The following is an 18,384-nucleotide window of genomic DNA, read 5'->3' as shown; positions in this document are numbered from 1 at the left end:
CCTATCCGGAGCCACCATGTCCCAGCCCGACCCCGCCGATTCCGAAGACACCCTGCCATCGCTTTCACGACACGCCGTGCATGTGTTCGGCGAACGCGGCATGGGGCCCGAAGGCGCATTGCGCGATGACACGCTGGCGGCCGAGGTGCCGGTCGCGCTGGTCTTCAACGGCGTCTCGCACGCGGTGATGATGGCCACGCCACTCGACCTCGAAGACTTCGCGCTCGGCTTCGCGCTGAGCGAAGGCATCCTCGACAGCGCCGCTGACTGCCGCGGCATCGAGGTTCAGACCATCAATGCGATTTCGGCGGGCCTTCCCGAAGGCATGCCCGGCATCGAGGTGCAGCTCGATATTTCCACTCGCAGCTTCGAACGCCTGAAGGGCCGCCGCCGCAGCCTCGCAGGCCGCACGGGCTGCGGCGTGTGCGGCGTCGAAAGTTTCGCGGGGCTCGACATCACACCGCAGCCGGTGCCACCGCGCGACTGGATCGAACGCATCGACCTCGCCACTGTGCTGCGCGCCTTCGCCGCGCTGCCCGCGCGCCAGGTGCTGAACGCGGAAGCCGGTGCCATCCATGCTGCGGGCTGGGCCACGGTGGACGGCGATCTCACCGACGTGATGGAAGACGTGGGCCGCCACAACGCGCTCGACAAGCTACTCGGCCGGCTCGCGCGAGCGGGGCGTCTCGAAGAACCGGGTTTCGTGCTGATGTCCAGTCGCGGCAGCCATGAACTGGTGCGCAAGTGCGGGCGCCTGGGTATCGCGGCGATGGCGACCATCTCGGCGCCCACCGCCATGGGCGTGCGCATGGCCGAGCTCAGCGGCCTGCGCTTCTGGGGCCTGTGCCGCGCGCCGCGCGGCGTGCTCTATGCGGACGGGCTGCCGCCGCCTTCGAACGCGCGCACCGCATCGGCCACCGCCTCGATGCCCTGATCGCTCAGGTCTCTCGCCGCCACGCTGCGGCGGCGCTCCCAGGCCTTGAAGTGCAGCTCCTGCGACTTCTGGTAATGCGGGTCGTAGTGCAGCGCCATCAGCTCGGCGAAGAGCTTCGGCAGGTTGGCTTCGTGCGCCCACTGCTGCCAGCGCGCCACCGTTTCCTTGCCCTGCAATTCCTTGAGCACGCCCAGCTTGTCGGCCAGGGCATCGCGGTCGTCGCCGAGGTAGGCGTAGTCGCGCAGCAGGTAATCGAGCCGGGCCTCGGGCGTGGCCGCCACTTCGATGCAGGGCGCAGCACGCATCTGCGCCACCAGCGACAGCGGCAGCGAGAGCCGGCCGATGCGGATGCTCTCGCCTTCGACGTACAACGGGCGCTTGAGGTCGATGGCTTCAAGCACCGTCGCGATGCGCGTCTCGAAGTGCTTTTGCGAAGGCTGCGGCACGCCGGGCAGCGAACCGAGCAGCGAGCCTTTGTGGCTCGCGAAATCTTCGAGGTCGAGCACCTGCTCGCCGCGCTCGGCCAGCGCATGCAACACGCGTGTCTTGGCGCTGCCCGTGGCACCGCAGATCACGCGCAGGTCGAGCTGCGGCGTCAGCGAGTCGATCTGCGTGATGACATGGCGGCGAAAGCTCTTGTAGCCGCCCGCGAGTTGCTGCGCGTCCCAGCCGACAAGCCGGAGCCACGTCACCATCGAGCCGCTGCGCATGCCGCCGCGCCAGCAATAGACCAGCGGCTTCCATTTCTCGGGCCGGTCGGCCAGCGTGTCGCGCAGATGCTTGGCGATGTTGGCCGCGACCATCGCGCCGCCGATGCGCCGCGCCTCGAAGGCGCCGGTCTGCACGTAGACGGTGCCCACGATGTGGCGCTCCTCGTCGTCGAGCACCGGGCAGTTGATGGCACCGGGAATGTGGTCGAGCGCGAACTCGGCCGGCGAGCGGGCGTCGATGATCGTGTCGAAGGCGTGGCGGTCGCCGACCCGTACTGGCTGGCGATGACTCATGGCAGGAACCTCATGCCCCGATTGTCGCCGGAGGCTTCAGGCGTAGGCGGGACCTAAACCTCTGCGCAAGCGAGCGCTCGCAAAGTCCACCAGCGTCACCAGCACGAACATCGCGATCAGCACCGTCATCGCCTGCTGCTGCTGGAAGATCGACAGGTGGAAGTACAGCAGCTGCCCCAGCCCGCCGCCGCCCACGAAGCCGAGCACCGCGGCCATGCGGATGTTCATCTCCCAGCGGTAGAGCGTGTAGGCCACCCACTGCGGCAGCACGATCGGCAGGCTCGCGTAGCTGAAGGCGGCGACCGGGCCGGCGCCGGAAAGCGTGAGTGCGTGTTCGGGTTCGCGCGGCGCGTTTTCCAGCGCCTCGGCAAACAGGCGGCCGAGTACGCCGGTGGTGTGCAGCGACAAGGCCAGCGCGCCCGCGAACGGGCCGATGCCCGCGGCCAGCACCATCAGCGCGGCCCAGACCAGCTCGGGCACGCTGCGCAAGAAGTTGAGGACGAAGCGCGCGACATGCCGCGGCAACCAGCCGGCGCGGCCCGAGGCGGGCAGCGCGAGCACGGCGCCCGCGATGGCGGCCAGCACCGTCCCGAGGGCAGACACCGCCAGCGTCTGCAGCGCGCCGTTGCCGACCTTCGCGAGGAAGTCCGGCGACACGTCGGGCGGGAAGAACTCGGCGATGAACTTGCCCATGAGCCGCAGCGATTCGCCCGAGCCCAGCGCGCGGTAGTCGATGCCGAGGTAGACGAAGCTGGCGACCACTGCCACCGCGATCAGCCCCACGGCGAACCAGCAGCGAAGGCACGGCGGCGGACGCGGCGGGAGCCTGTTCATGCGAGCAGCCTCCGCAGCGCATTGCTCAGCATGTCGGCCAGCAGCACGAGCACGAGAAACACGAGCAGGATGCTGCTCGCCTCGCCACCGTTGAGCATCTTCATCGACTGGTCCATCAACTGGCCGAGGCCGCCCGCGCCGACGAAGCCCATCACCACCGAGGCGCGTACCGCGCATTCCCAGCGGTAGACGGTGTACGAGGCCAGCTCCTGCGCGGTGTGGGGCAAGAGGCCATAGCACAGCGCCGCGAGCCGGCCGCTGCCGCCTTCGAGCAGCGCGCGTGCAGGGCGCGTGTCGGTCGATTCGAGGATCTCTGCGTAGACCTTGCCCAGCATGCCGCCGTAGGTGATGGCCAGCGCCAGCACGCCGGCGGCAGGGCCGAGTCCGAGCGCGCGCACGAAGAGCAGCGCCCAGACGATTTCGGGAATGGCGCGCAGCACCATCAGCAGCCAGCGCGCGGCCTGACGCACGATGCCGGCCTGCACGCGGCCCGGTCCCGGTCCGATGCGCGAGATGGAGAGGGCCCGCGTCGTCACGAACGCGAGCGGCGCGCCGATGAGCAACGCGAGCGCGGTGCCGGCCGTGGCCATGGCCAGCGTTTCGAGCGTGGCCTTGGCGAGCAATGCCAGGAAGGCGGGCGAGCCATCGGGCGGAAAGAAGCCCGCGAGAAACCCGCCGATCACCGCGAGGTTGCCGCTGCCGAACAGCGCCCACGGCTTGAACTCCGAGAGCGCCAGCAGCGGCCAGGCGATGACGAGCGCGGCGAGCCAGCCGGCCAGCCGCCGCATCGCCTGGGGATCGCGATGGGCGACGGCGGTATTCACGGGCAGTCCGGCCGCTGGAAGGCCATCTCGGCAGCGACGGGCTGCGGCGCCCGCTGCGCCGCCACGCCGCCTTCGCTCGCATAGAGCGCATCGAGCATCGCGGGCGTGACCTCGGCGGTCGGCAGGTCGAACATCACCTGCCCGTTGCGCATGCCGACGACGCGCGGAAACCAGCGCAGCGCGAGGTCCACCGCATGCAGCGAGGCGACCAGCGTGGCGCCCGTGGATTCGCTCTGCGCGACGAGCTGGCCGATGGCGGCGTCGGCGAGCGTCGGGTCGAGCGCGGAGACGGGCTCGTCGGCCAACAGCAGGGCCGGCCGCTGGTAGAGCACGCGTGCGATGCCCACGCGCTGCAGCTGCCCGCCCGAGAGGCGGTCGCAGCGGTCGAAGAGGCGATCTTCGAGCGAGAGGCGCGACAGCACTTCGTGCGCGCCCGCGATATCGGAAGGATGGAAGAGCGACCCCAGCGCGCGCAGCACAGACCACTCGCCGAGCCGGCCCGCGAGCACCGCGGTGACCACGCGCAGCCGCGGCGCGATCGGCGGCGCCTGGTGCACGGTACCGATGCGTGCGCGCAGCTTTTTCAGCGCGCCGGCGGGCAGTTGCCAAGGCTTCGCACCGAGCGCCTGCACCTCGCCTTCAACGGGGCGCAATGCAGCGCCGAGCACACGCAGCAGCGTCGTCTTGCCCGCGCCCGAAGGTCCGATGACGGCGATGCGTTCGCCATCGCGCGCAGCCAGCGTCACCCCGGCCAGCGCGCGCTGGCCGTTGGGGTGGACTACGCCGATGGCATCGAGGAAGAAGCTCACGTTGCGGGACTTTTCTGTGCCGCACCCTCACCCCAACCCTCTCCCGCAAGCGGGAGAGGGGGCCAACAGCCGGTCCCCGAATTGCTCCCTCTCCCGCTTGCGGGAGAGGGCTGGGGTGAGGGTGACTCCAGCGCGCTCAGTCTCACTTGATCAGACCGGCCGACTTGCCCGCCGTCTCGATGCCGTCGTAGTTCGACGACTTCGTCGGGATGAACTTGCTCGCGCGCTGCAGCGCCATGATTTCCTTGTGCGCCGGGTTGGCCGGGTCGAGCTTCAGGAACGCATCCGTCAGCTTCTTCTGCAGCGCCGGCTCCATGCCCGGGCGCACCGTCCAGTTGTAGTCGTAGTAGGTCGGCGTGGTCGCGAGCACCCGCACCTTGGCGGCGTTCGGGTTCTTGGATTCGACCAGCTTGTCCCACACCGATGCATTGAGCACACCGGCTTCGGCGCGCGAGGCCGCCACGAAGGCCACGGTGGCGTCGTGCGCGCCCGAGAACGCGACCGTCTTGAAGTCCTTCTCGGGGTTGATGCCGGCCTGCAGCAAAAAGTAGCGCGGCATCAGGCTGCCCGAGGTGGAGGAGGGCGCGCCGAACGCGAAGGTCTTGCCCTTCAGGTCAGCCAAGGTCTTGGCGGTGCTGTCCACCGGCACGATGAACTTGCTGGTGAACACCTCGTCTTCCGCGCGCTGAACGATCGGCACCGCGCCGCCGTTGGTGCGGATGCGGGCCTGCACGAAGGTGAAGCCGCCGAGCCAGGCCATGTCGATCTTGTTCGTCGCCAGGCCTTCGACCACGGCGGCGTAGTCGGTCACGGGCGTGAACTGCACGTCCATGCCGGTTTCCTTCTTGAGGTAGTCGCCCAGCGGGGTGAACTTGCGCTGCAACTCGGTCGGCGCCTCGTCGGGGATGGCGGAGACGCGCAGCACGCCTTGCGCGAGCGCGCCGAAGCTGGCGAGGGAGACGGTCAGCGCGAGCGCGATCCGGGAGAGCTTGTTCATGGGAATGGCCTGTGATGTGGACGGTAAAAAGGGGCGTATCGGCAGTGACGGGCGCAGCGCGGACAGGGCTTCGATAATTGCGGCTTGTCTCATCCGACCGAACCGCTTCCATGACCGATGCCGCATCCTCCAAGCTCCTGAATCCGCTGGCGCCGCTGAGGCTCACCAGCTTCTCGCACGGTGGCGGCTGCGGCTGCAAGATCGCGCCCGGCGTGCTGTCGCAGATCTTGAAGAACCACGCGGGGGGAATGATCCCGCCCGAGCTCATGGTGGGCATCGAGACCGCCGACGACGCGGCAGTCTACAGGCTCAACGACCAGCAGGCGCTGATCGCGACCACCGACTTCTTCATGCCCATCGTGGACGACCCCTACGAGTTCGGGCGCATCGCGGCCACCAATGCCATCAGCGACGTGTACGCGATGGGCGGCCGGCCGATCATGGCGCTGGCGCTCGTGGCCATGCCGATCAACCAGTTGCCGGTGGAAGTGATCGCCGAGATCGTGCGCGGCGGGCAGGACGTGTGCCGCGCGGCCGGCATCCCGATTGCGGGCGGCCACACCATCGATTCGGTCGAGCCGATCTACGGCCTCGTCGCGATGGGGTTGGTGCACCCCGACCGCGTGCGCCGCAATGCCGATGCGAAGGCGGGCGACGTGCTGGTGCTGGGCAAGCCGCTGGGGGTGGGCGTGCTGTCGGCGGCGCTCAAGAAGGAGCAGCTGTCCGAAGCCGGCTATCGGCAGCTGATCGAGAACACCACCAAGCTCAACACCCCCGGTATCGCGCTGGCCGCGCTCGATGGCGTGCATGCGCTGACCGATGTGACGGGGTTCGGCCTCGCCGGTCATGCCCTCGAACTGGCCCGTGGCGCGAAGCTCGCCGCTGTCGTCGAATGGTCGAAGGTGCCGTTGCTCGACAACGTGGAAGCCATGGCGGCCGAAGGCTTCGTCACCGGCGCCTCGGGCCGCAACTGGGCAGGTTATGGCGCCGACGTGGAACTGGCCCCAGGCCTGCCGCCCACCGCGCAGAACCTGCTCAGCGATCCGCAGACTTCCGGGGGCCTGCTCGTGAGCTGCGCGCCCGGGGCCGTCGAAGCGGTGCTGGAGATCTTCCGCAAGGAAGGCTTTGCGCAGGCGGCCGTCATCGGCCGCGTCGAGGCCGGAAACCCCGGCTTGCGCGTCCTGCCCTGACCCTGCTTTTCGCGCCGGCTCGCCCGAAAGGGTGCAATAACCCTTGAACCCGCCTGCGGCAGTAGCCGTCGGCTATCGTTCGCGCCATGACCGATTCCCTCCGCCTTGGCTGGCGCACCCTCTGGCGCGACCTGCGCGCCGGCGAGCTGCGCCTCTTGATCGTCGCCGTGTTGCTGGCCGTGGCCGCACTCACGGCGGTCGGCTTCTTCGCCGACCGGTTGCAGGGTGGATTGAAGCGTGATGCGCGGCAACTGCTGGGCGGCGATGCAGTGATCGTGAGCGACAACCCGACGCCCGATGCCTTCGTGGCGCAGGCGAAGTCGCTGGGCCTGGAAGGCACCGCCACCTACGGCTTTCCCACCATGGCGCGGGCCGACGACGTGCAGGGCGGTGCGAGCAAGCTGGTGGCGCTGAAGGCGGTGACGGCGGGGTATCCATTGCGGGGCAATCTGCAGACCTCGACCACCTTTGCCGACCCCGGTGAGATCACCCGCGACATCCCGCCGGCCGGCGAGGTGTGGGTCGATGCTTCGCTGCTCGATTCCCTCGGCCTGAAGATCGGCGACCCGCTGCTCCTGGGCGACACCAGCCTGCGCGTGGGCCGCATCATCACGCTGGAGCCCGACCGGGGCGCCGGCTTCATGAGCTTTTCGCCGCGCGTGATGCTCAACCAGGCCGACGTGGCGCGCACCGGGCTCGTGCAGCCGGCCAGCCGCGTGGGCTACCGCTATGCGGTGGCGGGCAGCGATCCGGCGGTCAAGCGTTTCACCGAATGGGCCGAGGCCACCATCAAGAAGGGCGAGCTGCGCGGCGTGCGGCTCGACTCGTTCGAAGGCGGCCGGCCCGAAATGCGCCAGACGCTTGAGCGCGCCGAGAAATTCCTGAGCCTCGTCGCGCTGCTCGCGGCGTTGCTCTCGGCCGTGGCCGTGGCGCTCGCCGCGCGCGGCTTCGCGGCCAGCCACCTGGACGACTGCGCGATGCTGCGCGTGCTCGGCCAGAGCCAGCGCACCATCGCGATGGCCTATGCCTTCGAGTTCGCGGTGATCGGCCTCGTGGCGAGCGGGCTCGGCGTGGCCATCGGCTTTGCGGTGCACTACGTGTTCGTGCTGCTGCTGGCCGGGCTGGTCGAGACTGCGCTGCCCGCCGCCACGCTGTGGCCGGTGGCTTTCGGCCTCGGCATGGGGCTCACCCTCTTGTTCGCCTTCGGCCTGCCGCCCGTGCTGCAGCTCGCGCGCGTACCGCCGCTGCGCGTGATCCGGCGCGACGTGGGCGGGCTCAAGCCCGCATCGCTCGCGGTGCTCGGCATCGGCGTGGCGGGCTTCGCCGCATTGCTGATGGCGGCGAGCAGCGACATCAAGCTCGGCCTGATCGCGGTCGGCGGATTCGCGGGTGCGGTGGCCGTGTTCGCACTCCTGAGCTGGCTCGCGGTGAAGGTGCTGCGCCGCAGCGTCAACGAGACCACCGCGCCGCGCTGGCTGGTGCTCGCCACGCGACAGATATCGGCGCGGCCCGCCTATGCCGTGGTGCAGGTCAGCGCGCTCGCGGTGGGTCTGCTGGCGCTGGTGCTGCTTGTGCTGCTGCGCACCGACCTCGTCGCGAGCTGGCGCAAGGCCACGCCGCCCGATGCACCGAACCGCTTCGTCATCAACGTGATGCCGGACCAGAGCGATGCCTTCCAGAAGTCGCTGCGCGATGCGGGCGTCGGCAAGTTCGACTGGTATCCGATGATCCGCGGCCGCCTCGTCGCGATCAACGACAAGCCGGTGACCCCCGACGACTACGTCGAAGACCGCGCCAAGCGCCTGGTGGACCGCGAGTTCAATCTCAGCAACGCGATGGAGGCGCCCGCGCACAACAGCATCACCGCAGGCGCATGGAAGCCCGGGGCGGCAGGCGAGGTGAGCGTCGAAGAAGGCTTGGCCGACACGCTGGGCCTCAAGCTCGGCGACACGCTGCGCTTCGACATCGGCGGCATGCAGAACGACGCGCGCATCACGTCGCTGCGCAAGGTCGACTGGGGCTCGATGCACGCCAACTTCTTCGTGATGTACACGGTGGCGTCGCTCGCCGACGTGCCGGTCACCTACATGGGCGCTTTCCGCGCGCCCGAGACGCGCGGCTTCGACAACGCGCTCGTGCGCAGCTACCCGAACGTGACCAACGTGGACATGAGCGCGACCATCAACCAGGTGCAGCGCGTGCTCGACCAGGTGATCCGCGCGGTCGAGTTCCTGTTCGGCTTCACGCTCGCGGCGGGGCTCGTGGTGCTGTTCGCCGCGGTCACGGCCACGCGCGAGGAGCGGGCGCGCGAGTTCGCGGTGATGCGTGCGGTCGGCGCGCGCGCGAGCCTGTTGCGGCAGGTGCAGCGCGCCGAGCTGATCGGCGTCGGCCTGCTCGCGGGCTTTCTCGCGAGCATCGTGGCCTCGGTGATCGGCTGGGGGCTCGCGCGCTACGTGTTCGAGTTCACCTGGACCGCGTCGCCGCTCGTGCCGGTTGCGGGCGCGCTGGCCGGCGCGGTGCTCGCACTGGCGGCAGGGTGGTGGGGCCTGCGCGACGTGCTGCGCCGCCCGGTCGTTGATACGCTGCGCCGCGCGGCGGAATAGGCGTCGACGGCGACGCACATTTTTTTCTTTCGCGATCGGCAGGACGGGGCCGGGGATGCAATACATTCCCCGGCCCCGTATCCATTTCAAGAAGAGAAATTCCTGCATGCGCTTGGCGTCATTCCAGATCACCAACTTTCGCTCGATCAACGACAGCGGCCCCATCGACTCCACACAGATCACGGCGATCCTCGGTCGAAATGACAGCGGTAAATCGAACCTGCTGCGCGCGCTCCACAGCCTGAACCCGGCCGAAGGCCTGGTCGAACTCAGCCCGATCAAGGACTTTCCGCGGCACCGCCGTCTCGAAGAGTGCCAGGGCGACACGCCCGTCGTTTCAACGCGGTGGGCGCTCGACGACAACGAACGCGCCGAGCTGAAGGCGATCCTTCCGCGCGCCTCCGACGTGCGCCACGTCACAGCCGGCCGGGGCTACGCAGCGACGCGCTGGACCGGCCTCGAAGGCCTCGGCGAACTCTCGCTCGACGTGTCCGACATCAAGGGCAAGGTCCGCAAGATCGTGCCCGCCGTGAAGGCCGCGGCCGAGAAGGTCGCCGAAGCCGCCCGCGCCACGCTGGAGCAGGAGGCCGATGCCTTCGACGCCGCGATGATCCCGAGCCCCGACTACATCCGTTGGTCCGAAGGCGCGGTGAAGGCGCTGCAGGCCTTGCGCAGGGCGATGGCTGCGGCCGATGCCGAACTCAGCGACAAGCAGGAGCAGATGCTGGTCGAACTCGAAGACATGGCGCATGCGATCGCCAACGACACGCCCGCGCTCGCTACGGCGAAGCAATGGGTGCTCGAAAAGCTGCCGCGTTTTGTGTACGTGGACGAATACCCCGCGCTGCCTGGCCGCCAGAACATCGCCGACTACCTCGTGCGCAAGGGCTGGGGCCAGGCCACGCCCGAGCAGCGCAGCTTCGAGAAGCTCTGCAAGGTCGCGGGGCTCGATCCGCAGCAATTGCAGGAGCTGCTCGAGAAGAACGACCAGGCCACGCGCAACCAGCTCGTGAACCGCGCCGGCTCGGTCGTCACGTCGGAGATCCGCCGCGTGTGGAAAGACCGCGAACTCAAGGTCCGCTTCAACCTCGACGGGCCGTACATGGACACGCTGGTGTCCGACCCGAACGGCGCCTACGAGGTCGAAGTGAATCTCGACGAACGCAGCCGCGGCTTCCAGTGGTTCTTCTCGTTCTACATTACGTTCTTTGCGGATACGCGCGGCGCGGGCGATGCCATCCTGCTGCTGGACGAGCCCGGCCTGCACCTGCACGCGCATTCGCAGGCCGACCTGCTCGCGCACTTCGAACACGACTTCGGCAACCAGATCGTCTACACCACGCACTCGCCGTTCATGGTGCCCACGCACCGGCTGGACGCGGTGCGCACGGCCAGCATGAGCGAGGCTGCGGGGACGACGGTGAGCAACAAGGCGGAAGGGGATGCACGGACGCTTTATCCGTTGCAGGCGGCGATTGCGCTGAGCCGGATGGGGAGTGATGCGCCCGTCGAAGCGCCATCCGGAACCATCGGCGAGCAGGCAGAGAGTCAGCTGGCGTACGTGGCGTAAGTCTGAGTCGTACCGCTCGGGCGGCGGATGCGCTCGATTTCAAACGGCGCCAACCATGCGCCGCATGAGCAGGCCTTTCAGATCTCTTCGTGTGTCGCAGAGGACGTGGATATAAACGTTGTCCAACCGCACTTCGTAAATGATGCGGTTCATGCCCGAGATAACTTGCCGGTACTGGACCGCGTTCAGGTTTTCCAACTCCTCAGGAATTCGGCCCGCCTGGGGATGCGCTTCGATCAGAGCGACGGATTGCTTGATCTTGTCGTAGCTCGCCGCCCAGGTGTCTGTGCCGAAGTTCTTGATGAGGTAGCGCCTCAGATCCTTCAGGTCGACCTCGGCGGACCGCAGAAACACAACCTTCATGGGGAGTCTTCTTTGTCCAGCTCGGCGAACACGTCGTCCGCAGACCTGAATTGGCCCTGCTCGATTTCGCGATTGCCGAGCGCCAGGACTTTCAGGAGCGCGAGGGTCGCTTCGTGTTCTTCGTAGGAGCGCACATCCATCACCACGAGCTTGGCCTCGCCGTTCTGGGTAATGACCATGGGCTCGCGGGTGTCCGAGAGGGTCTTCACGATGTCCGCAGCATGGCTCTTGAGATAGCTGATGGGCTTGACCTGCGTGGAGAAATTCATTGCGCTCACCCCTGTGGTTATCGATCGGACTGATTATGGTCTGAATTCAGTCTTGTTTGGCCGCGTCGCTGCGTCACCATCCCTGAACATGTGCTCCCCCGCAAAGTCCACAAACGCCCTGACCTTCGGCGACAACTGCCGGCTCGATGACCACAGCGCCGAGAACTGCCCCTGGCGCACGAGGTGCGTCTCGAGCACGCGCTGCAGTTCGCCGCGGCAGAGCGAATCGCGCGCGAGGAAGTCGGGCATGTAGGCCACGCCCAAGCCGGCGACGGCCGCGCCGAGCATGGCTTCCATGTTGTTGCACAGAAGCCCGGGCGGCAGTTGCGTGGGCAGGCCGGGCAGGTCCCAATCCTCGATCTTTCCGCCGGTGACGAACTTGTAGCGGAGGCAGCTGTGCCCGGCGAGGTCCGCCGGCACCTGCGGCACGCCGTGCTCGGCCAGGTAGGCAGGCGAGGCGACGAGCACGAAATTGAACGGACCGAGCCGGCGCGCCACGAGCTGCGAGTCGCCGAGCTCGCCGCTGCGGATCGCCACGTCCACACCTTCGGCGATCACGTCGACCAGGCGGTCGTTGAAGTCGAGGTCGAGTTCGATCTCGGGAAAGCGTGCCTTGAAGGCCGGCAGGATCGGCAGCAGGAAGCGATAGCCGATGGTCGGCAGGCTCACGCGAAGGCGACCGCGCGGGGCCGCGACCGCGTCCTGCATCATGGCCCGGGCATCGTCGAGCTCATCGAGGATGCGCCGGCAGCGCTCATGGAACATCGCGCCTTCCTCGGTCAGCCGCACATGCCGCGTGGTGCGGTTGAAGAGCCGCAGGCCCAACTGCTGCTCGAGCCGCGCGACGTTCTTGCCCACGGCCGAGGCCGAAATGCCGAGCAAGCGCCCGGCCTTGGCAAAGCTCAGCAGGTCGGCCGCCCGCACGAAGGATTCGAGTCCGCTGAAGCTGTCCATGGATTAACAACCTTGGGTTGGGAGTGTGAGGATCAATGGCGCCATTTTCATTCCATTGATTCCTTTCTATCTTCTGTGCTCCTTCCTCCCTTCGGCGTGAAAGCCCTCGATGTCTTCGCCTTCCTCGTTTTCCGGCAACAAGAACTGGCTGCTGGCCGCTGTCTGCCTCGCGGCGCTTGGCATGCCGCTGAGCTTCACCGGCCCGGCGGTGGTGCTGCCCGCGATCCGCGACGCGCTGGGCGGCAGCCCGGTGCAACTCAACTGGGTGACCAACGCTTTCATGCTGAGCTTCGGCGCGACGCTGATGGCGGCGGGCGCGCTCGCCGATGCCTATGGCCGCAAGCGCGTCTTCCTGATGGGGCTTGCGGTGGTCGCGCTCAGCAGTTCGCTGCTGACGCTCGCGCCCGGCATCGTCGCTTTCGATCTAGCGCGCGCCTTGCAGGGGCTGGGCTCGGCGGCCGCGTTCGCATCGGGCACGGCGGCGCTGGCGCAGGTGTTCGACGGCCCAGCGCGCACGCGGGCGTTCAGCTTCATCGGCACCTCGTTCGGCGTGGGGCTGTCGTGCGGGTCGATCCTCTCGGGCTGGCTCGCCGAGAGCTTCGGCTGGCAGTCGGTGATGCTGAGTCCGGGAGCGATCAGCCTCGTGGCGCTGTGCATCGCCTCGCTGAGCATGCGCGAGTCGCGCAACCCGCATGCGATGGGGCTCGACGTCCCGGGCACGCTCACCTTCACGGCCGCGCTGACATTGCTCACGCTCGGCGTGCTGCAGGCGCCCGACAGCGGCTGGGGCAGCCCGTGGGTGATCGGTGCGCTGGCGGGCGCGGCGCTGATGGGCGCGGCCTTCATCGCCATCGAGCGGCGCGTTGCGCATCCGATGCTCGACCTGTCGCTGTTCCGCTTTCCGCGCTTCGTCGGCGTGCAGTTGCTGGCCGCGGCGCCGGCCTACGGTTTTGTTGTGCTGCTGGTGTTGCTGCCGATCCGCTTCATCGGGCTGGAAGGGCGCAGCGCGATGGAAGCGGGCGTGTTCATGTTCGCGCTCTCGGGGCCGATCCTCGTGGTGCCGACGCTCGCGGCGTCGCTGGCGCACCGGTTCTCTGCGGGCGTGATCTCGGCCGTGGGGCTGCTGGTGTGCGCGGTGGGGTTGCTCTGGCTCAGTTACTGCGGGCCGGGCACGCCGCTGCAGGCGATCGTGTGGCCGCTGTTGCTGATCGGCGCGGGCATCGGCCTGCCGTGGGGTTTGATGGACGGTCTCGCGGTGAGCGTGGTGCCGCGCGAGCGGGCGGGCATGGCGTCGGGCATCTTCAACACGGTGCGGGTGGCGGGGGAGGGCATCGCGCTCGCGCTGGTCGGGGCGGGGCTGACGGCGCTGGTCGCGCTGCAACTGGGCCGCCTGCCGGCGCATCCCGGTGGGACATCGCAAGCGGCGCAGCGGGTGACGACGGGCGACCTGTCGCAGGCCCTCGCATTGCTGCCAGGCGTGGATCGCGCAGCGCTGCTGCATGCGTATGGCGCGGCGTTCGGCACGTTGCTGTGCGTGCTGGCTGGGGTGACGGTGTTGACGGCGCTTGTGGTGTTCGTGTTCCTGCGGGGAGAGACGCACGCCGAAGCGGGCACGGTGGCATTGGAATCATCAGCCTGTTGAACGCGCGTCTTGCTCCTTCCCCTTCCGGGGGAAGGCTGGGATGGGGGCACGCGGCCTTCGCAACGCCGCTGGTGCTTGATGCGCCGCCAGCCCCCACCCCAGCCCTCCCCCGGAAGGGGAGGGAGCAAGGCAAGGCGTCACAAAGAACAAGCAAGTCTTCATGTCCAATAGCGGCATGGAACACCTACCGAACGATGTGACCGAGCGCCTCACCGAACTCGAGATCAAGTCGAGCTACGCCGACGACCTGCTGGAGCAGCTGAACATGACGATCTACCGGCAACAGCAGCAGATCGACAGCCTGATCCAGCAGGTGGCGCACCTGCGGCAATTGAGCCAGAACGCGGGGCAGGACGGGGCGGCGCGCAATCTTCGCGATGAACTACCGCCGCACTACTGATTGCTGATGAGAAAAGCTCAGCCGTGCGAATGCCAGAGCACGGCGAAGAAGTGGCAGGTGCTGCCGGCGAGCACGAACAGATGCCACACCGAATGCGCGAAGCGGATCTTGTTGTCGAACAGGAAGACCACCGCGCCCGCCGTGTAGAACAAGCCACCGGCCACGAGCCAACCCAGCCCCGCCGGTGACATGCGCTCGTACAGCGGCACCGCGCCATCAGCGCCATCCAGCCCATCGCCACATAGAGCCCGGTCGACCACAGCGGATGCTGCAGCCGGTTGAAGAGCTTGGCGCCCACGCCCAACGCAGCCGCCGCGCAGATCGCCCCGAACAGCGTCCAGCCCCACGGACCGCGCAGCACACCGAACAAAAAGGGCATGTAGCTGCCCGCAATGAAGAGATAGATGGCCGCGTGGTCCAGCCGGTTGAACCAGGCCTTGGCGCGGCCGATGGGCAACGCGTGGTACAGCGTGGAGATGAGATACAGCACGATGGCCGTGCCCGCGAAGAGCGAGACGCCGACCACGCTCGCGGCCTGGCCCTTCTGGGCGGCGCTGTAGATCAGGATGGGCAGCGAGGCAATCGCCAGCACCAGGCCGAGGCCGTGGCTCAGGGCGTTGAAGAGTTCTTCCATCCCGGTCTGGTCGCGGGCAGCAACGGGCGCCGGCTTCTTCGGACCGGCGGGAAGGGGCTGCAGCTGCACGGATGGGCTATTCGTCATCAAGAACAGAACCTCGAAAATCGGTTTTGGTTCCGCGCGAATTCGCGAAACCGGCAGATCATGTTACTTGACCTGCTGTTTGCCGAGTTTGCGTGCCAATGTGCGCCGATGCATGCCGAGCCGCCGCGCGGTCTCGGAGATGTTGAAGCCGGTCTCGGCCAGCATCTCGTGGATGCGCTCCCATTCAAGCGTCTTGATCGAGGTCGAGCGATTGGTCAGCTCCACCTCGGTGGTGCCGTTCGCGCGGCCGAAGGCGGCCTCGATGTCGTCGGTGTTCGAGGGCTTGGCCAGGTAGTGGCAGGCGCCCAGCTTGATGGCTTCCACCGCCGTGGCGATGCTGGCAAAGCCGGTGAGCACCACGATCAGCATCGTGGGGTTGTGCTGGTGGAGCATCTGCACGCAGGCCAGGCCCGAGGCTTCGCCGTTGAGCTTGAGGTCGACCACCGCGTAGCCGGGCGACTGGTCGGGCGAGCGGGTCTCCAGCAGCGCCTGGACCTCTTCGGCATTGCTTGCGTGCATCACCGCATAGCCGCGGCGCTCGAAGGAGCGGCTGAGCGTGCGCGCGAAGGCCTCGTCGTCCTCGACGATCAGCAACTGGCGTGGGGCTTCGGCGGTTTCTTCCGTCATGGCTTGGCGTTGGCGATGGGCTCGGCCGGCGAGACCGTTTCGTCGTCGGCTTCTTCCTCTTCCAGCACGACGGCCGCGAGCGGCAGCGTGACAGTCACGATGGCGCCGCCCTCGGGCCGGTTGCGTGCCGCGACGCGGCCGCCCAAAGTGCGCGCCACGTTGGCGACGAGGAACAGCCCGAGCCCGCCGCCCGGGCGGCCCTTGCTCGACTGGTAGGGCTTGCCGAACTCCTTGAGGATCGCCGGCAGGAAGCCGGGGCCGGCGTCGGTGACGGTGATCGTGAGGTTGTCCGCGTCGTGCGTCGCTTCAAGGCGCAGCCAGTGCGGCGAGGCCTCCAGGGCGTTGTCGAGCACGTTGCAGATCATCTGCTTCAAGGCCGAGTCGGAAACCATGGGCAGGTCTTGCCCGAAGCGATTGTCGTAGTCGAACTCCTCGACGGGGCGCGTGGTGCGCCACTCTTCCACGAGGTTGTCCAGGAAGGTGCTCACGGTGGTTTCTTCCGACGATTCGCCGCGCGCCTCTCCGGCCGACAGCAGGATGCCGCTCACGATGCTCTTGCAGCGCTGGATCTGCAGTTCCATTTCCGCCACCTCGGTCAGGAGTTCGGGGTCGGAGCTGAAGTGCGGCAGGCGACGCCAGTCTCCGAGGATCACCGCCAGCGTGGCAAGCGGCGTGCCCAGCTCGTGGGCGGCGCCCGAGGCGAGCAGGCCCATGCGCACGATGTGTTCTTCTTCCGAGGCGCGCTGGCGCAGGTCGGCCAGCCGTGCATCGCGGGCACGCAGGTTGCGGCTGATGCGGGTGATGAAGATGACGAGCAGCGCCGCATTGAGCGCAAAGCACACCAGCATGCCCTGGATGTACGGGCTCCAGAGGCCCCGGTCGTGGTCCAGCGGCAGCGCGAGCGGGCGCGAGAAAAGCGCAAGGCCCGCGAAGCACAGGCTGGTGATGACCACGATGGTCCAGGTCGACCAGGCCTTCAGCAGCACCGCGCCCAGGATCACCTGCAGCAGGTAGAGAAAGACGAACGGGTTGGTCGCGCCGCCGCTCAGGTAGAGCTGGGCCGTGAGCGTGGCCACGTCGACCAGGAGCGCGAGGAACAGCTCGCCATTGGTCACCCGGCGGTGGGTGCGCGAGCGCAGCAGGCTCACCATGTTGAAGAGCGCGAGGCAGGTGAGCACCTGCAGCATGTTGTCCAGCGGCAGCCGGATGCCGAAGCCGTAGTGCACCACCAGGATGGTGGCGACCTGCCCGACCACCGCGAACCAGCGCAGCTGGATCAGCTGCTGCATGTTCTTGTGACCGGTGGCGTTGTCCAGGCTCGCGACGCCGGCGCGGGGGGCGGGCAGCTCGCCCGCGACCGCTTCAGTCGCGGTACGCATCGGAGCGAGGGCTGGGGTCGGCATGGGCCGCATTTTCGCCGGTGCCGCCGGGTGCACGCCCGGCGCGCTTGCGGCCGTCGCGCCAGACGAACCAGGCGGCGCCCAGCACCATCAGTGCCAGCCCGTACCAGGTGAGGGCGTAGACGAGGTGGCTGTTGGGGAAGGCGATGACCGTCAAGCCACGCACGGGGTAATCGGCCGTTTCTGCAGAGAGCGACGGATCGGCCTCCGCATCGACGAAGTACGGCGCCACGTCATTCAACCCGCGTGCCGCGCCGATGGCCTGCACATCGCGCGAGAACCAGCGGTCTGCGGCGGGGTCGTTCTTGCGAAGAAATCCGCCCTTGGGCTCGGTGATGCGCAAGAGGCCGGCAACAGTGACTTCGCCCTTCGCCTCGGTGGCCGCTCGGCTCGCACGTTCGCGGGCTTCGGGCGGCACGAAGCCGCGATTGACCAGCACCACGGTGCCATCGGCCGTCTGCAATGGCGTCAGCACCCAGAATCCGGCGCCGAGCCGGGTGCTGGCCTGGGTCAGGGTTTCCTTGTCGTGCAGGAAGGTGCCGGTGACGCGCACATGGCGGTATTCGTCGTTGGCCGCGTTCACTTGCGGCCAGGCGGCGCGCGCGGGGGGCTCGGCGGCCGGGGCATGCACGCGCTGGTCGACGCGGGCGATGAGATCGAGCTTCCAGGCCCTGCGCTCGACCTGCCAGGTGCCGAGCGCGAAGAAGCCGGCAAAGGCAAGCACCGCACAGACCGCCAGTGCCACCCGGGCGGCCGCGGAGCGCGGGCGGCCTGCCGGTTTGTCGTGGCTGGAAAGGAGGTCTGGCGGCTGTGTCGTCAAGGCATGTTCTTCATGTCGTGGACCGACATCGGCATCATGTTCGTGTTCATGTGGTACATGACCCAGAGCGATCCGGCCAGCGTGATGACCACCAGCACGATCGTGAAGATCAGCGCCAGCATGTTCCATCCGCTCTCGGACTTGGCGTCCATGTGCAGGAAATAGATCATGTGCACCACGATCTGCACCGCGGCGAAGCCCAGGATGATGAGCGACGTGGTGTTGGTGTTCGCGAACACCTTGCCCATCACGAGCCAGAACGGAATCGCCGTCAGGATCACGGCCAGCACGAAGCCGGTCATGTAGCCCTTGAAGGTGCTGTGGCTCACGGGACCATCGTCGTGATGGTCGTCGTGGGCGCTGTGCGCGTCATGACCGTGCGCTGCGGTGTCGATGTGGGCGCTCATTGAACAACCTTGCTGT

The 18,384-nt window shown here is 67.8% G+C and carries 18 protein-coding genes and 1 pseudogene; 6 read left to right on the top strand and 13 right to left on the bottom strand.

The window, feature by feature from the left end; all coding sequences use genetic code 11:
• Window positions 1–16: 16 nt before the first annotated feature.
• Entirely contained in the window at window positions 17–934 is a 918-nt protein-coding gene (gene fdhD / locus VARPA_RS23595; RefSeq protein ID WP_013543103.1) for a formate dehydrogenase accessory sulfurtransferase FdhD, read from the top strand.
• On the opposite strand, the gene mnmH is transcribed toward fdhD, so the two are convergent.
• From mnmH to VARPA_RS23570, 5 genes are all read right to left on the bottom strand, one after another.
• Window positions 868–1,938: a tRNA 2-selenouridine(34) synthase MnmH gene (mnmH, locus tag VARPA_RS23590; RefSeq protein ID WP_013543102.1), complete on the bottom strand. Its 1,071-nt coding sequence runs from the start codon at window positions 1,936–1,938 to the stop codon at window positions 868–870. The two genes, fdhD and mnmH, sit on opposite strands and share 67 nt — an antisense overlap.
• A gap of 36 nt (window positions 1,939–1,974) precedes the next feature.
• On the bottom strand, window positions 1,975–2,772 hold the full coding sequence (gene phnE / locus VARPA_RS23585; protein ID WP_013543101.1) for a phosphonate ABC transporter, permease protein PhnE: 798 nt from the start codon (window positions 2,770–2,772) through the stop codon (window positions 1,975–1,977).
• The gene (locus tag VARPA_RS23580) at window positions 2,769–3,560 is read right to left on the bottom strand and encodes a PhnE/PtxC family ABC transporter permease (RefSeq protein ID WP_049794462.1); all 792 of its coding nucleotides are present in this window, start codon (window positions 3,558–3,560) and stop codon (window positions 2,769–2,771) included. Before VARPA_RS23580 ends, phnE begins: the two co-directional genes overlap by 4 nt.
• Window positions 3,561–3,592: 32 nt before the next feature.
• Window positions 3,593–4,405: a phosphonate ABC transporter ATP-binding protein gene (locus VARPA_RS23575; protein ID WP_013543099.1), complete on the bottom strand. Its 813-nt coding sequence runs from the start codon at window positions 4,403–4,405 to the stop codon at window positions 3,593–3,595.
• 142 nt (window positions 4,406–4,547) lie between these two features.
• Window positions 4,548–5,402: a putative selenate ABC transporter substrate-binding protein gene (locus VARPA_RS23570; RefSeq protein ID WP_013543098.1), complete on the bottom strand. Its 855-nt coding sequence runs from the start codon at window positions 5,400–5,402 to the stop codon at window positions 4,548–4,550.
• A gap of 110 nt (window positions 5,403–5,512) precedes the next feature.
• Here VARPA_RS23570 and selD point away from each other — a divergent pair, with 110 nt between their 5' ends.
• The 3 genes from selD (at window position 5,513) to VARPA_RS23555 (ending at window position 10,765) form a co-directional block, all read left to right on the top strand.
• Window positions 5,513–6,592 carry a selenide, water dikinase SelD gene (gene selD / locus VARPA_RS23565; protein WP_013543097.1) on the top strand — a complete coding sequence of 360 codons (1,080 nt, stop codon included), beginning with the start codon at window positions 5,513–5,515 and terminating at the stop codon, window positions 6,590–6,592.
• A gap of 86 nt (window positions 6,593–6,678) precedes the next feature.
• Window positions 6,679–9,195 (top strand): ABC transporter permease, encoded by a 2,517-nt coding sequence (locus VARPA_RS23560; protein ID WP_013543096.1) that lies wholly within the window; start codon window positions 6,679–6,681, stop codon window positions 9,193–9,195.
• A gap of 106 nt (window positions 9,196–9,301) precedes the next feature.
• Window positions 9,302–10,765: an AAA family ATPase gene (locus VARPA_RS23555; protein WP_013543095.1), complete on the top strand. Its 1,464-nt coding sequence runs from the start codon at window positions 9,302–9,304 to the stop codon at window positions 10,763–10,765.
• A 39-nt stretch (window positions 10,766–10,804) separates the two neighbouring features.
• Here the strand turns inward: VARPA_RS23555 and VARPA_RS23550 are convergent, their stop codons facing one another.
• From VARPA_RS23550 to VARPA_RS23540, 3 genes are read right to left on the bottom strand one after another with little or no spacing between them, the layout of a single operon-like run.
• The gene (locus VARPA_RS23550) at window positions 10,805–11,128 is read right to left on the bottom strand and encodes a type II toxin-antitoxin system RelE/ParE family toxin (RefSeq protein WP_013543094.1); all 324 of its coding nucleotides are present in this window, start codon (window positions 11,126–11,128) and stop codon (window positions 10,805–10,807) included.
• Window positions 11,125–11,397 (bottom strand): type II toxin-antitoxin system Phd/YefM family antitoxin, encoded by a 273-nt coding sequence (locus VARPA_RS23545; RefSeq protein ID WP_013543093.1) that lies wholly within the window; start codon window positions 11,395–11,397, stop codon window positions 11,125–11,127. The genes VARPA_RS23550 and VARPA_RS23545 overlap by 4 nt, the downstream gene beginning before the upstream one ends.
• Before the next feature lie 33 nt (window positions 11,398–11,430).
• The gene (locus tag VARPA_RS23540) at window positions 11,431–12,351 is read right to left on the bottom strand and encodes a LysR family transcriptional regulator (RefSeq protein WP_013543092.1); all 921 of its coding nucleotides are present in this window, start codon (window positions 12,349–12,351) and stop codon (window positions 11,431–11,433) included.
• A 109-nt stretch (window positions 12,352–12,460) separates the two neighbouring features.
• Here VARPA_RS23540 and VARPA_RS23535 point away from each other — a divergent pair, with 109 nt between their 5' ends.
• Both VARPA_RS23535 and VARPA_RS23530 read left to right on the top strand, forming a co-directional pair.
• Entirely contained in the window at window positions 12,461–13,993 is a 1,533-nt protein-coding gene (locus VARPA_RS23535; RefSeq protein WP_013543091.1) for an MFS transporter, read from the top strand.
• Window positions 13,994–14,168: 175 nt separating this feature from the next.
• Entirely contained in the window at window positions 14,169–14,393 is a 225-nt protein-coding gene (locus VARPA_RS23530; RefSeq protein WP_041943021.1) for a SlyX family protein, read from the top strand.
• 17 nt (window positions 14,394–14,410) lie between these two features.
• Here VARPA_RS23530 and trhA read toward each other — a convergent pair.
• The 5 genes and pseudogenes from trhA to cyoD all read right to left on the bottom strand — a co-directional run bounded on the left by trhA (window position 14,411) and on the right by cyoD (window position 18,368).
• Window positions 14,411–14,985: pseudogene (gene trhA / locus VARPA_RS23525) on the bottom strand (PAQR family membrane homeostasis protein TrhA).
• A 192-nt stretch (window positions 14,986–15,177) separates the two neighbouring features.
• Window positions 15,178–15,741 (bottom strand): response regulator transcription factor, encoded by a 564-nt coding sequence (locus tag VARPA_RS23520; protein ID WP_013543089.1) that lies wholly within the window; start codon window positions 15,739–15,741, stop codon window positions 15,178–15,180.
• The gene (locus VARPA_RS23515; RefSeq protein ID WP_013543088.1) at window positions 15,738–17,120 is read right to left on the bottom strand and encodes an ATP-binding protein; all 1,383 of its coding nucleotides are present in this window, start codon (window positions 17,118–17,120) and stop codon (window positions 15,738–15,740) included. Before VARPA_RS23515 ends, VARPA_RS23520 begins: the two co-directional genes overlap by 4 nt.
• A complete protein-coding gene (locus tag VARPA_RS23510) occupies window positions 17,104–17,961 on the bottom strand; it encodes an SURF1 family protein (protein WP_013543087.1) in 858 nt (285 codons plus the stop codon). Before VARPA_RS23510 ends, VARPA_RS23515 begins: the two co-directional genes overlap by 17 nt.
• On the bottom strand, window positions 17,958–18,368 hold the full coding sequence (cyoD, locus tag VARPA_RS23505; protein ID WP_013543086.1) for a cytochrome o ubiquinol oxidase subunit IV: 411 nt from the start codon (window positions 18,366–18,368) through the stop codon (window positions 17,958–17,960). Before cyoD ends, VARPA_RS23510 begins: the two co-directional genes overlap by 4 nt.
• Window positions 18,369–18,384 lie beyond the last annotated feature (16 nt).

Source organism: Variovorax paradoxus EPS (genome assembly GCF_000184745.1).
Taxonomy (GTDB): Bacteria; Pseudomonadota; Gammaproteobacteria; order Burkholderiales; family Burkholderiaceae_C; genus Variovorax; species Variovorax paradoxus_C.
Note: the sequence above shows the minus strand (reverse complement) of the source record. Positions and strands in the feature narration are given on the sequence as shown.